The sequence below is a fragment of the Streptomyces composti genome (assembly GCF_012034205.1).
GTDB lineage: Bacteria > Actinomycetota > Actinomycetes > Streptomycetales > Streptomycetaceae > Streptomyces > Streptomyces composti.
The window spans coordinates 137,503-151,241 of sequence record NZ_JAATEM010000018.1 but is presented as its reverse complement, the minus strand read 5'-3'; the positions used below and the strand labels follow the sequence as shown (position 1 = coordinate 151,241).

Below are 13,739 nucleotides of genomic sequence, written 5' to 3'. Positions count from 1 at the left end.
AAGGCGCGCGAGGAGTGGTCGTCCGCAGAAGCGTGGGTCGAGTCGGATCGGTTCTTCACGCTCGAGAATGGCGAGCCGCTTCACCCCGACTGGGTGAGCCGACGCTTCAAGCGCCTGGTGGAGCTGTCCGGCCTACCGCCGGTCCGGCTTCACGATCTCCGGCACATCTCGGCCAGCCTGTCGCTGCTCCAGGGCAACGACATCAAAGTGGTCCAGGAGCGGCTGGGCCACAGCTCTCGCCAGATCACCTCGGACACGTACACCAGCGTTCTGCCTGAACTTGCACGACGCGAGGCCGAATCCATGACGTCGGTGATCCCGCGCAGCGTCTCCTACGACGAGCTCCGGCCGCTCTCCCTCCCCCGGAAGCTCCTCAGCGACGGGACGGCGGTTGTGTACGCCGAGGCTGCCCGCAACGGTAACGACGCCTGGATCATCAGCGTGAAGGCGCGACCCGACGGCCGCGCGCTTGGCACGATCAAGACTTCGGCCGCCAGCCAGGAGAGTGCGACCCTGGCCGTGGTCCAGTGGGTACGCGACCACTGCAAGAAGGCCGACCTACGGATCTTGTCGGCCGACAAGATCACCGCGCAGCTCTCAGAGGCCGGGAAGCGCCGGCGCCTTGCGCGCTTTGTCATTGACGGCGCGTCCGAGATGGGGCTCGAAAGCCTGGCCCGTGCTGTGCTTGAGGCAGGCGAGCGGGACCACGGTCCGTCCGAGGAGACCGTTCGGGCCCCTGAGTGACCCAGGCTGCGCCCTCCGGGCCCCTGTAGGGCCCCTGGATCTTGATCTGAACGGATGAACGGGGGTCCCCGCCTTGGAGCGGTGACCCCGTCTTCGCGTTTACGCAGGTAGAAACGGTCCTCTGGGAGAACTTCAGGGTGGGGCGGGTGGGACTCGAACCCACGGCCGACGGATTATGAGTCCGCTGCTCTAACCGGCTGAGCTACCGCCCCATAACGGCGTGTCGCGTACATGTGTGCGCGCCGTCTGCCGCAGCATAGCCGCTCATACGATCTCCTGCCTCGGCTGGTCGGCCATGCCCCGGTGCTCGTGACCATGGAGACTGCTGTGAGCCCCGTGCGGTTCCAGCGGACATGAAAAAGGACCCCAGAGGGGCCCTCGTTCAGCATGCTCCCCCGACTGGACTCGAACCAGTAACCTGCCGGTTAACAGCCGGCTGCTCTGCCAATTGAGCTACGGAGGACCGAGCTCCCCCGACTGGACTCGAACCAGTAACCTGCCGGTTAACAGCCGGCTGCTCTGCCAATTGAGCTACGGAGGAATGCCTCGTTGCATCGAACGTACCTACCTGGGTATCCGCCAGGGGGCGCGCGCTCGCTGCGACACATACATTAGCGCAAGCAGGGGGGTGCTCCGCCAATCGGTACTCCCCGGCGCCGTTGCCGCACCGGAGACCTACGCAGATCTGCAAGGGAAGGGTGGCCACCATGCGATACCGGCTCACGTTCGTCGCCGGACTCGTCCTGGGGTACGTGCTCGGCACGCGCGCCGGACGCGAGCGCTACGAGCAGCTGAAGAAGTCCGCCATGCAGCTCGCGCAGAACCCCGCGGTCCGCAACACCGCGGAGACCGCCGCCCACCAGGGCAGGGAGTTCGCAGGCAAGGCCTACCACGCGGTCAGCGACAAGGTGGGGGACCGCATGCCCGACTCGGTCGCCCAGCGGGTCCGCACCCTCCGCGAGCGCACCGCGCACGGCTCCGGCGAGGACGACTGGGGCACCAGCAACACCTGACCGCACCTGCCGGGTGCCGGGGCACGCCGGGTGCCCGGCGCCCGTGGCCCGACCCCGGCGGAGCGGTACGGCAGAATTTTCGGCATGGGGATAGTCGCCGGGCTGGACAGTGCGCCCGATTTCACTCGCATCGTCGTGTGTGACACGGACACCGGGGCCGTGCTCAGGCAGGGTTATGCCCAGCATCCGGTGCAGGGTCCCGACGGCTCCCGTCCCTCCGACGTGGACCCGCAGGCCTGGCTGCTGTCGCTGGGCGAGGCGGCCGGCGGAGGGCTGCTCGAGGGCGTGCAGGCCATCGGCGTCTCCGCGCAGGCGAACGCGCTGGTGCCGCTGGACGCGCAGGGCAACACCGTCCGCCCGGCCCTGGTCGGCGGGGACAAGCGGGCGCAGGTCGCCGCCGCCGATCTGATCGACGCGCTCGGCGGACGCGAGGCATGGGCGCAGGCCGTGGGCGCCGTGCCGCAGGCCGCGCACTCGGTGACCAAGCTGCGCTGGCTGGCCCGTACCGAACCGGAGAACGCCGCCCGCACCGCCGTCCTCCTCCAGGCGCACGACTGGCTGGTCTGGCAGCTGCTCGGCCGGCCGGTGCGGCGCACCACCGACCGGGGCGGCGCCTCGCACACCGGCTACTGGGCGGCGGCCACCGGCGGCTACCGGCCCGACCTGGTGGAGCTGGCGCTCGGGCACCAGGCGATGCTGCCCGAGGTCATCGGCCCGGCGGATGCGGCGGGCACCACACCGGAGGGGCTGCTGATCTCCGCCGGGACCAGTGAGACCCAGGCGGCGGCCTTCGGGCTCGGCATCGGGCTCGGGGACGCGGTGGTGTCCCTCGGTGCGTCCGGCTCGGTGATGGCCGTGCACCCCGAGGCGCTCTACGACCAGACCGGGGCGATCACCGCGCTCGCCGACGCGACCGGGATGCACCTGCCCGTCGTCACCACCCTCAACGCGGTGCGCGCGCTGCGCGGGACGGCGGAGCTGCTGCAGCTGCCCGATCTGGAGTCGCTGTCGGATCTGGCGATGAAGTCCACCCCGGGCGCGCACGGGCTGGTGCTGCTCCCCTATCTGGAGGGTGAGCGCACCCCGAATCTGCCGCACACCGCGGGGACCCTGGCCGGGCTGAGACGTGAATCGATGAAGCCGGAGCATCTGGCGCGGGCCGCGTTCGAGGGGATGCTGTGCGGTCTCGCCGACGCGCTGGACGTGCTGCGGGGCCGGGGTGTGGAGGTGCGGCGGGTGTTCCTGCTGGGCCCGGCCGCGGAGCTGCCCGCGGTGCAGGCGGCGGCGCCCTCGCTGTTCGGGGCGCAGGTGATGGTGCCGCAGCCCGCCGACTACGCGGCCATCGGCGCCGCCCGCCAGGCGGCCTGGGCGCTGGGCGTCTCCCAGGGCACCCTCGATCCGCGCACCCCGCCGGTGTGGCAGGGCGCGGCGGCGCAGGTGCTGGAGCCGGGCGAGGAGCTGGCGGTGGGCCAGGCGGTGCGCCAGCAGTACGTGGCGGTGCGGGAGCAGACGCATCCGGGGGCGTTCCGGCCGTAGGAACACGGGGTGCCGTGCGGGCCTGGGCATGTGTGTGACCCGGAACACAGGAATCGGGTCAATGGGTTGAGGTAACGCCGCTGGAGTGTCCGACGATAGGGGCCACGGGCAACCGAACGGCCCCGCGTCGACCCTGCCGAGAGAAAACAGCGTGCTCATACGACTCCTGCGGACCTACCTCCGTCCCTACTCCAGACCCATCGCCCTGCTGGTGCTGCTGCAGTTCCTGCAGACCTGCGCCACGCTCTATCTGCCCACCCTCAACGCGGACATCATCGACAACGGTGTCGTGCGCGGTGACACGGGTTACATCCTGACCTACGGCGCCCTGATGATCGGCATCTCGCTGGCGCAGGTGGTGTGCAACATCGGTGCCGTCTACCACGGCGCCCGCACCGCCGCCGCGCTCGGCCGGGACGTGCGGGCCGCCGTGTTCGACCGGGTGCAGTCCTTCTCCGCGCGTGAGGTCGGCCACTTCGGTGCGCCCTCGCTGATCACCCGGACCACCAACGACGTCCAGCAGGTGCAGATGCTGGTGCTGATGTCGTTCACCCTGATGGTGTCGGCGCCGATCATGTGCGTGGGCGGCATCGTGATGGCGCTCGGCCTGGACGTCCCGCTGTCCGGGGTGCTGGTCGCGGTGGTGCCGGTGCTGGGCATCTGCGTCACGCTGATCGTGCGGCGGCTGCGTCCGCTGTTCCGCCGGATGCAGGAGCGGCTGGACACGGTGAACCGGGTGCTGCGGGAGCAGATCACCGGCATCCGGGTGATCCGCGCGTTCGTCCGCGACGACTACGAGGAGCGGCGCTTCCGGAAGGCCAACGCGGAGCTGACCGATGTGGCGCTGCGCACCGGCAATCTGCTGGCGCTGATGTTCCCGGTGGTCATGACGGTGGTGAACCTGTCGTCCATCGCGGTGGTGTGGTTCGGCGCGCACCGCATCGACAGCGGCGGCATGCAGATCGGCGATCTGACCGCGTTCCTCGCCTATCTGATGCAGATCGTGATGTCCGTGATGATGGCCACCTTCATGTTCATGATGGTGCCGCGCGCCGAGGTGTGCGCCGAGCGCATCCAGGAGGTGCTGGACACCTCCTCCAGCGTCGTCCCGCCGTCCGCGCCGGTCACCGAGCTGCGCCGGCACGGGCATCTGGAGCTGCGGGGCGCCGGATTCCGCTATCCGGGTGCCGAGGAGCCGGTGCTGAAGGCGGTCGATCTGGTGGCGCGGCCGGGTGAGGTGACCGCCGTCATCGGTTCGACCGGCAGCGGGAAGTCGACGCTGCTGGGGCTGGTCCCGCGGCTGTTCGACGCCACCGAGGGCGAGGTGCTGGTCGACGGGGTGCCGGTGCGGGACCTCGATCCGCGGCTGCTGGCCCGCACGGTGGGCCTGGTGCCGCAGAAGCCGTATCTGTTCGCGGGCACCGTGGCGACGAACCTCCGCTACGGCAATCCGGACGCGACGGACGAGGAGCTGTGGCACGCGCTTCAGGTGGCGCAGGCCAGGGACTTCGTGGAACGGCTCGAGGGCGGTCTCGACGCGCCGATCGCGCAGGGCGGGACCAATGTCTCCGGCGGCCAGCGCCAGCGGCTGGCGATCGCCCGCACGCTGGTGCAGCGCCCGGAGATCTACCTCTTCGACGACTCCTTCTCCGCGCTCGACTACGCCACCGACGCCGCGCTGCGGGAGGCGCTCGCCCGGGAGACGGCCGAGGCGACCGTGGTGATCGTGGCCCAGCGGGTGGCGACCATCCGGGACGCGGACCGGATCGTGGTGCTGGACGAGGGCCGGGTCGTGGGCACCGGACGGCATCACGAGCTGATGGCGGACAACGAGACCTACCGGGAGATCGTGCTCTCCCAGCTGACGGAAGCGGAGGCTGCCTGATGGCCGGGCCGATGGGGCGGATGATGGCCGGCGGTCCCGACCAGCGGACGATGGACTTCAAGGGCTCGGCCAAGCGGCTGGTCGGCCGCTTCCGGCCCGAACGAGCCACGCTGTACGGGCTGTTGGCCTGTGTGGTGGTAAGCGTCGGGCTGAGCGTGGCCGGCCCGAAGATCCTCGGCCGGGCGACCGACCTGGTGTTCGCGGGCATCGTCGGCCGCGAGATGCCGGAGGGCGCGACCAAGGAGCAGGTGCTCGACTCGATGCGGGAGCGCGGCGACGGCGATGTCGCCGACATGCTGCGGGGCGCCGACTTCACTCCCGGCCAGGGGATCGACTTCACCGCCGTGGGCGAGGTCCTGCTGCTCGCGCTCGCCGTGTTCGCCGGCGCCGGTCTGCTGATGGCGGTGGCGACGCGGCTGGTCAACCGTGCGGTGAACCGGACCATGTACCGGATGCGCGAGGACGTGCAGACCAAACTGGCCCGGCTGCCGCTGTCGTACTTCGACAAGCGGCAGCGCGGCGAGGTGCTGAGCCGGGCCACCAACGACATCGACAACATCGGGCAGACGCTGCAGCAGTCGATGGGCCAGCTGATCAACTCGCTGCTGACCATCATCGGCGTGCTGGCGATGATGTTCTACGTCTCCTGGATCCTGGCGCTGGTGGCGCTGGTGACGGTGCCGCTGTCGTTCGTGGTCGCCACGCGGGTCGGCAAGCGGTCGCAGCCGCACTTCGTGCAGCAGTGGCGGACGACCGGCCGGCTGAACGCGCACATCGAGGAGATGTACACCGGCCATGCGCTGGTGAAGGTGTTCGGGCGCCAGGAGGAGTCGGCCGAGCGGTTCGCCGAGGAGAACGAGGCGCTGTACGAGGCCGGTTTCCGGGCGCAGTTCAACAGCGGCATCATGCAGCCGCTGATGTTCTTCGTGTCGAACATCAACTATGTGCTGGTGGCGGTCGTCGGCGGGCTGCGCGTCGCCTCCGGGTCGCTGTCCATCGGCGACGTCCAGGCGTTCATCCAGTACTCCCGGCAGTTCTCCATGCCGCTGACGCAGGTCGCCTCGATGGCGAACCTGGTGCAGTCCGGGGTGGCCTCGGCGGAGCGGATCTTCGAGCTGCTGGACGCCGAGGAGCAGGAGGCCGACCCGGTGCCGGCCGTCCGGCCCGACGAGGTGCGCGGGCGGGTCGCGCTGGAGCATGTGTCGTTCCGGTACGACCCGGAGAAGCCGCTGATCGAGGACCTGTCGCTGACGGTGGAGCCCGGACACACCGTGGCCATCGTCGGCCCGACCGGCGCCGGCAAGACGACGCTGGTCAATCTGCTGATGCGGTTCTACGAGGTGTCCGGTGGGCGGATCACCCTGGACGGGGTGGACATCGCGCGGATGTCCCGGGACGAGCTCCGCTCCGGGATCGGCATGGTGCTGCAGGACACCTGGCTGTTCGGCGGCACCATCGCGGAGAACATCGCCTACGGCGCGGCCCGCGAGGTCACCCGCGCCGAGGTCGAGGAGGCGGCCAGGGCCGCCCACGCCGACCGGTTCATCCGGACCCTTCCGGACGGCTACGACACGGTCATCGACGACGAGGGCAGCGGGGTCAGCGCGGGTGAGAAGCAGCTCATCACCATCGCGCGGGCGTTCCTGTCCGACCCGGTGATCCTGGTCCTGGACGAGGCGACCAGCTCGGTGGACACCAGGACCGAGGTCCTGATCCAGAAGGCGATGGCCGAGCTCGCCCACGGCCGCACCTCGTTCGTGATCGCCCACCGTCTCTCCACCATCCGCGACGCGGACACGATCCTGGTGATGGAGAACGGCTCGATCGTGGAACAGGGCTCGCACGAGGGGCTGCTGGCCGCGGGCGGCGCGTATGCGCGCCTGTACCGGGCGCAGTTCGCCTCGGCGGTGGCGGAGGTCGACTGAGCCGGCCCGTCGCGGGGCGGATGGCGGCCCCGGTGCGGGCGGCCGGTGGCACGCAAGGCGCGCCACCGGCGCCACCGGGCCGCCGCCACGGCCGGTGTCCGTTCGTCCGGGTGCCGGTCGCGCCGGCTCCGCGTGCCGGTGCCGACCGGCGCCGGGCCGGTGCCCGGGGCGCGGCCGTGCCGGGCAGCGCTGCGCACCGGTGCCGGGGGCGCCGTCAGTCCAGGTAGCCCCGCAGCTGGTCGGCGAAGGCGTGGTCGCGGAGTTTGTTGAGGGTCTTGGACTCGATCTGGCGTATGCGCTCCCTGGTCACGCCGAAGATGCGGCCGATCTCCTCCAGGGTCCGGGGGCGGCCGTCGATCAGCCCGTAGCGCAGCTGGACGACCTTGCGTTCGCGCTCGCCCAGGGTGGACAGCACCGCCTCCAGGTGTTCCCTGAGCAGCAGGAAGGCAGCCGACTCCACGGGGCTGGTCGCGTCGCCGTCCTCGATCAGGTCGCCGAGGGCCACGTCGTCCTCCTCGCCCACCGGTGCGTGCAGCGACACCGGTTCCTGGGCGAGCCGCAGCACCTCGCTGACCCGCTCGGGCGGCAGGTCCAGATGGGCGGCGACCTCCTCGGGCGTGGGTTCGTAGCCCCGTTCCTGCAGCATGCGGCGCTGGACGCGGACCACCCGGTTGATCAGTTCCACCACATGCACCGGGACCCTTATCGTGCGGGCCTGGTCGGCGAGCGCACGGGACATGGCCTGGCGGATCCACCAGGTGGCGTAGGTGGAGAACTTGTAGCCGCGGGCGTAGTCGAACTTCTCCACCGCCCGGATCAGTCCGAGATTGCCCTCCTGGACCAGGTCGAGCATGGTCAGCCCGCGGCCCACGTACCGTTTGGCGACGGAGACGACGAGCCGCAGATTGGCCTCGATCAGGCGGCGTTTGGCCATCCGGCCCATCACCACGAGCCGGTCCAGGTCGAGGGCGAGCCGGCTGTCCAGGTCGGGGGTGAGCCGCAGCTTCTCCTCGGCGAACAGCCCGGCCTCGACCCGGCGGGCGAGTTCGACCTCCTCGGCGGCGGTGAGCAGCGGGATGCGGCCGATCTCCCGCAGGTACTGGCGGAACAGGTCCGAGGAGGGGCCGGTGGTCTCCGGCCGCAGGGACGCGGTCACCGGTTCGGCGGGCTCCAGGGCCTCGGCGGGAGGATCGGCGGCCGGTCCGGCCGCCGCGGGAGAGCCCTGGCCGGAGCCCGGGCCGGACTGCGGGCCGGACTCCTGGCCGGGCTCCGCCTCGGGGCGGTGCAGCAGCCGGCCGCGCGGTGGCAGCGCCACGAGGACGTCCCGGTCGGACTGCGTGCCGACGGTGGTCGTGTCGGTCTGGGTGAGGGTCTGGGTCTGCACGGGGGCGACCTCCAGGATGATCGCTGCCAGGGGGGACGGCAGCGGTACTTCGGGGGCGGAGTCGGCGGCCTCGCCGCTGTCCGTCCCGTACGCGATGAGCGGAACCGCGGGGGGTTGGGATTCGTCGGTGACGGATCGGCCGCGCTCCGAGGACTCAGGCACCGCACCCCAGTGTGGGGTACGACACATCGTCATCACGAGGGGCGTGCGATGACTTTTTGCGTCCGGTCCGTGACCGCCCGGTTACACCCCGCCGGAAACCGGATGCCCGGCACGGCCCGGGTCTGCGACGATCTTCCGCATGTCCGGCCTGCTCTACGAGACCCATGTGACCGTCCGCTGCCCGACGCCCGCGGAGGCCGAACGGCTCCGCCGCTGGGCGCGGGCGGCCGGGATCAAGCTGACGCACATCGTGCTGGCCCGGGGCCGGATGCGCGAGCAGCCCATGCTCACCCTGTCCGGCTCGCGCACCTGGGCCGGGGAGCGGGAGCGGGCCGGCCGGGTGGCGGCGCGGCTGCGGGCGGACGGGTTCGAGGTGGTGCGGGTGAAGACCGAGTCGGCGCCGTGGGCTCCGGAGGTGCCGCAGGGCCCGTGCGGGGACGGGCGGTACTTCGAGCACCATGTGAAGCTGCTGCTCGACGCGGACACGGACCTTCAAGCCCTGGCGGCCCGAGTGGTGCCGCACGGCGCCCATCTGTCGTGGAACGCCCGCCGGCTGCGGGAGGGCGCACGGCACGAGCGGTTCGTGACCCAGCGCTGCCACGGGGTGGACCCGGCGGGCGCCGAGGGGGCGCTGCACGAGCTGCTCGCCGGGCTCGAGGGCTTCGACGTGCTCAGCGTGGAACGCGAGTTCGTGCTGTACGACAGCGATGTGTCGGTGGACGACGGATGGCTCGAGGAGCCCGCGGGGGTGACGAGGTGACGCAGTCGTGGCGGGACATCGGACGGACGGGCTCGAAGATCCCCCGGGAGCCGCTGGACGAGGCCACCCGTGCCCGGTGGGATCTGCCCAGGGCGATCCAGTGGGTGCCGGGGGACGACGTGGTCCAGCGGCCCGTGTTCGACCCGTCCCTGAAGCACTATCAGAACGCCTTCCGGGCCACCGATCCGTCCTTCCCCGACCCGGAGCGCGAAGCCGCCTGGCGTGCGGCACGGCGCCGCGCCCTGCATCTGGTGCTGACGGCGATCGCGGAGTCGGGCTGGGCGGACGCCCTGGTGCTGCGGGGCAGTGTGCTGATGTCGGTGTGGTTCGGCGAGGCCGCGCGGGAGCCGGGGGACCTGGACTTCGTCGTGGTGCCGCACACCTGGAGGATCGGGGACCCGCGGACGGGGCGGATGCTGGAGGAGATCGCCGCGGCCGCCGCCCGGACGGCGGCCGGTTCGCGGGGAGAGGGGCTCGGCATCGCGGCGGCCGAGGCGGTGACCGAGGACATCTGGACCTACGACCGGGTGCCCGGCCGCCGTCTGGTGCTGCCGTGGACGGCGCCGGAGCTGCCCGGCGGGTACGTCCAGCTCGACTTCGTCTTCAACGAGCACCTGCCCGAGGAGCCCCGGCCGGTGCGGCTGCCGGACGGCACGGTGGTCAAGGCCGCGTCGCCGGAGCTGTCGCTGGCCTGGAAGCTGATGTGGCTGATCAACGACCTGCACGCGCAGGGCAAGGACCTGTACGACGCGGTGCTGCTGGCCGAGCGGCATCCGCTCCCCTACCCGCTGCTGCACGAGGTGTTCCGCCTGTCGGGCGAGTGGCCGCACCCCCGCCGGGAGAGGATCCTGCTGGTGGACCTGCTGGAGGCCGTCCAGTACGTGGAGTGGGAGCACTTCGCCACGGAGTACCCGGAACTCGCCGAGCGGGGGCAGGAGTTCGCCGACCGGCTGGTGCGGGCGGTGCGGCCCGCGTTCCCGGAGCGCTGACGGTTCCCGCCGCCCCGCCGGGCGGCGCCCGCGTGCCGCCCCGCCGGACCTACAGCGCCGCCGCCCCGTGCTCGCGCAGCGCCTGGTCGTACTGCTGGAGCACCCACAGCTCGTTCTGCACGGCGGCGAGTTCGGCCGGGTCGGCGTGGCTGCCGAGACGGGTGAGGCGGCTGGTGATGTCGCGGATGCGGCGCTCCACGGCCCGGCGGCGGACGGTGACCAGCTGGGCGCCGGCGTAGGTCTCGTCGACCTCCTTGACGCCCCGGTGCAGCATGATCGCCTCCACGGCCAGTTCGGTGACCATGGCGCGGACGGTGTCGTCGGGGGCGGCGTCGCGGACCCGGATCAGGTAGGCCTGCGGGTCCTGCATGCCGTACTCGGCGCCGCCCGCGTCCAGGATGGCCTGCCGCACGGCTGCGTAGGGCGGGGCGGTGAACTCGTCGACGCCGTAGGCGTCGAAGGCCGGGGAGACCAGCTCGGGGCGCTGCAGGGCCAGCTTGAGCAGCTCCCGTTCGGTGGCGTGGACGGGGTTGCGGAGGTTGAGGGCGGGGCCGCGCGGGGCGGGCGGGGCCGCGGCCGCGTGCTGCTGGGGGGCGGCGCCGGGGCGCTGCCGCCGGTCGGGGGCCGGGGCCTTGCCGCCGCGTTCGCGGGACCAGCGGGCGAGCTGGGCGACCCGCCGGACCACGAACTGGGTGTCCAGGATGCCGAGCATGCCGGCGAGCTGTACGGCCACCTCGTGCTGGGCGCCGCTGTTCTTGATGCGGGCGACCACGGGGGCGGCTTCGTCCAGGGCGGCGGCGCGGCCCGCCGGGGTGTCGAGGTCGTAGCGGGAGACGATCTGCCGCAGTGCGAACTCGAACAGCGGGGTGCGGGGTTCGACCAGGTCGACGACGGCCTCGTCGCCCTTGGCGAGCCGCAGCTCGCACGGGTCCATGCCGTCCGGCGCGATGGCGATGTAGGTCTCGGCGGCGAACTTCTGGTCGTCCTCGAAGGCGCGCAGGGCGGCCTTCTGCCCGGCCGCGTCGCCGTCGAAGGTGAAGATGACGCGGGCGGAGCCGTTGTCCATCAGCAGGCGGCGGAGGATCTTGATGTGCTCGCCGCCGAAGGCGGTGCCGCAGGTGGCGATGGCGGTGGTCACCCCGGCGAGGTGGCAGGCCATGACGTCGGTGTAGCCCTCGACGACGACCGCGCGGGAGGACTTGGCGATGTCCTTCTTCGCCAGGTCGATGCCGTAGAGCACCTGGGACTTCTTGAAGATCGCGGTCTCGGGCGTGTTGAGGTACTTGGGGCCGTTGTCCGCCTCGTAGAGCTTGCGGGCGCCGAAGCCGACGACGTCGCCGCCGATGTCGCGGATGGGCCACATCAGCCGGCCGCGGAAGCGGTCGATGGGGCCGCGGCGGCCCTCCTGGGAGAGGCCGGAGAGGATCAGCTCCTTGTCGCTGAAGCCCTTGCCGCGCAGATAGCGGGTGAGGTGGTCCCAGCCCTGGGGGCTGTAGCCGACGCCGAAGTGCACGGCGGCGGCCTGGTCGAAGCCGCGCTCGGCGAGGAAGACGCGGCCGGTCTCCGCCTCGGGGCTGGTGGCGAGCTGCTCCGCGTACCACTCCGCGGCGATCTTGTGGGCCTCGACCAGGCGGATGCGTTCGCCGCGCTGGTGGGCGGGGTTGTAGCCGCCCTCCTCGTAACGCAGGGTGATGCCGGCCTGGGCGGCGAGCCGCTCGACCGCCTCCGAGAAGGAGAGGTGGTCGATCTTCATCACGAAGGTGATGGTGTCGCCGCCCTCCTGGCAGCCGAAGCAGTGGAAGAGTCCCTTGCTCGGGCTGACCTGGAAGGACGGCGACTTCTCGTCGTGGAACGGGCAGAGGCCCTTGAGGTTGCCGCCGCCCGCGTTGCGCAGCTGGAGGTACTCGGACACGACGGCGTCGATCGGGACCGCGTCCCGTACCGCCTTCACGTCCTCGTCGTTGATCCGTCCTGCCACGCGTGAATTCTACGGGGGCGCTCGGACACTCCTGCTCGGCGTGGGACGGGGGTGGGGCCGGGAGCGCGGCCGGGCGGGAGGTCAGGAGACGAGGGACTCCAGCGGGACGTGCGGGTCGGCCAGGGCCTCGGTGTCGACCTGGGCCCGGGAGCGGATGAGCTGCTGGATCTGCTGGGTGACGTCCCACACGTTCACGTTCATCCCGGCGAGCACCCGGCCCTCCTTCACCCAGAAGGCGACGAACTCCCGCTTGCCCGCGTCGCCCCGCAGCACCACCTGGTCGTACGAGCCGGGCGGCGCCCAGCCCGAGTACTCCATGCCCAGGTCGTACTGGTCGGTGAAGAAGTAGGGCAGCCGGTCGTAGCGCTCCTCCCGGCCCAGCATGGCCCGGGCCGCGGCAGGACCGCCGTTGAGTGCGTTGGCCCAGTGCTCGACCCGCAGCCGGGTGCCGAACAGCGCGTGCGGGAAGGAGGCGACGTCGCCGGCCGCGTGGATGTGCGGGTCGGAGGTGCGCAGGTGCTCGTCGACGAGGACGCCGCCGCCGTCCGCCGGGTCGGCCAGCGCCAGGCCCGCCGATTCGGCGAGGGCGGTGCGCGGGGCGGCGCCGATGGCGGCGAGCACCGCGTGCGCCGGGTGCTCCTCCCCGTCGTCGGTGCGGGCGGCGAGCACCACGCCGTCCTGGCCGGTGATCTCGGTGAGGGTGGCGCCGAAGTGGAAGCGGACGCCGTGCTCGCGGTGCAGCTCGGCGAAGATCTGGCCCACCTCGGGCCCGAGCACCGAGTGCAGCGGGGCGGGGCCGCGGTGCACCACGGTGACCTCGGCGCCGTACTCGCGGGCCGCCGCCGCGACCTCCAGGCCGATCCAGCCGGCGCCGGCGATCACCAGGTGCCCGTTGTCCCGGCCGAGCGAGGCGAGCACGCCCCTGAGCCGTTCGGCGTGGGCGAGGCGCCGCAGATGGTGCACGCCGGCCAGGTCGGTGCCGGGGATGTCGAGGCGGCGGGGTTCGGCGCCGGTGGCGAGCAGCAGCTTGTCGTAGTGGACGGTGGTGCCGTCCTCGCCGAAGCGGACGGTGCGGGCGGCCGGGTCGACGGCGTCCACGGTCTGCCCGAGGTGCAGTTCCACGTCGTGGCGCGCGTACCAGGCGGGCTCGTGCACGAAGACGCTCTCCCGCTCCTTCTTGCCGAGCAGGTACCCCTTGGACAGCGGCGGTCGCTCGTACGGCTGGTCCCGCTCGTCGCAGATCAGTATCACGCGGCCGGTGAAGCCCTCCTCCCGCAGCGTCTCGGCCGCCTTCGCACCGGCCAGTCCGCCTCCGACGATGACGAATGTCTGATCCGCGTCGACCACTTGATGCCTCCTCGTG

General features: G+C 71.7%; 10 protein-coding genes and 3 tRNA genes. 7 read left to right on the top strand and 6 right to left on the bottom strand.

Annotated features, from left to right (window positions below):
• On the top strand, positions 1-744 hold a 744-nt coding region (locus HCJ93_RS16770), incomplete at its 5' end, for a tyrosine-type recombinase/integrase (protein ID WP_167996522.1).
• Between the two features lie 138 nt (positions 745-882).
• Here the strand turns inward: HCJ93_RS16770 and HCJ93_RS16765 are convergent.
• The 3 genes from HCJ93_RS16765 to HCJ93_RS16755 form a co-directional block, all read right to left on the bottom strand.
• Positions 883-956 (bottom strand) — tRNA-Ile (locus tag HCJ93_RS16765).
• A gap of 178 nt (positions 957-1,134) precedes the next feature.
• Positions 1,135-1,207: transfer RNA gene (locus HCJ93_RS16760), tRNA-Asn, on the bottom strand.
• A gap of 5 nt (positions 1,208-1,212) precedes the next feature.
• Positions 1,213-1,285 (bottom strand) — tRNA-Asn (locus HCJ93_RS16755).
• 166 nt (positions 1,286-1,451) lie between these two features.
• Between HCJ93_RS16755 and HCJ93_RS16750 the strand changes: the two genes are divergently transcribed.
• The 4 genes from HCJ93_RS16750 to HCJ93_RS16735 all read left to right on the top strand — a co-directional run bounded on the left by HCJ93_RS16750 (position 1,452) and on the right by HCJ93_RS16735 (position 7,103).
• The gene (locus HCJ93_RS16750) at positions 1,452-1,757 is read left to right on the top strand and encodes a YtxH domain-containing protein (protein ID WP_206317520.1); all 306 of its coding nucleotides are present in this window, start codon (positions 1,452-1,454) and stop codon (positions 1,755-1,757) included.
• An 84-nt stretch (positions 1,758-1,841) separates the two neighbouring features.
• Positions 1,842-3,293, top strand: coding sequence for an FGGY family carbohydrate kinase (locus tag HCJ93_RS16745; RefSeq protein WP_167996520.1), 1,452 nt, complete (start codon positions 1,842-1,844; stop codon positions 3,291-3,293).
• Between the two features lie 151 nt (positions 3,294-3,444).
• Positions 3,445-5,178: an ABC transporter ATP-binding protein gene (locus HCJ93_RS16740; protein ID WP_167996519.1), complete on the top strand. Its 1,734-nt coding sequence runs from the start codon at positions 3,445-3,447 to the stop codon at positions 5,176-5,178.
• On the top strand, positions 5,178-7,103 hold the full coding sequence (locus HCJ93_RS16735; protein WP_167996518.1) for an ABC transporter ATP-binding protein: 1,926 nt from the start codon (positions 5,178-5,180) through the stop codon (positions 7,101-7,103). The genes HCJ93_RS16740 and HCJ93_RS16735 overlap by 1 nt, the downstream gene beginning before the upstream one ends.
• Positions 7,104-7,317: 214 nt before the next feature.
• Here HCJ93_RS16735 and HCJ93_RS16730 read toward each other — a convergent pair whose 3' ends face one another.
• Positions 7,318-8,649 carry an RNA polymerase sigma factor gene (locus HCJ93_RS16730; RefSeq protein WP_167996517.1) on the bottom strand — a complete coding sequence of 444 codons (1,332 nt, stop codon included), beginning with the start codon at positions 8,647-8,649 and terminating at the stop codon, positions 7,318-7,320.
• A 139-nt stretch (positions 8,650-8,788) separates the two neighbouring features.
• On the opposite strand from HCJ93_RS16730, the gene HCJ93_RS16725 reads away from it, so the two are divergent.
• Entirely contained in the window at positions 8,789-9,409 is a 621-nt protein-coding gene (locus HCJ93_RS16725) for a hypothetical protein (protein WP_167996516.1), read from the top strand.
• Positions 9,406-10,398 carry a nucleotidyl transferase AbiEii/AbiGii toxin family protein gene (locus tag HCJ93_RS16720; protein ID WP_309141423.1) on the top strand — a complete coding sequence of 331 codons (993 nt, stop codon included), beginning with the start codon at positions 9,406-9,408 and terminating at the stop codon, positions 10,396-10,398. Before HCJ93_RS16725 ends, HCJ93_RS16720 begins: the two co-directional genes overlap by 4 nt.
• Before the next feature lie 49 nt (positions 10,399-10,447).
• Here HCJ93_RS16720 and dnaG read toward each other — a convergent pair whose 3' ends face one another.
• Both dnaG and HCJ93_RS16710 read right to left on the bottom strand, forming a co-directional pair.
• On the bottom strand, positions 10,448-12,376 hold the full coding sequence (dnaG, locus tag HCJ93_RS16715; RefSeq protein WP_167996514.1) for a DNA primase: 1,929 nt from the start codon (positions 12,374-12,376) through the stop codon (positions 10,448-10,450).
• Between the two features lie 81 nt (positions 12,377-12,457).
• A complete protein-coding gene (locus tag HCJ93_RS16710) occupies positions 12,458-13,723 on the bottom strand; it encodes an NAD(P)/FAD-dependent oxidoreductase (protein WP_167996513.1) in 1,266 nt (421 codons plus the stop codon).
• Positions 13,724-13,739: the final 16 nt, after the last annotated feature.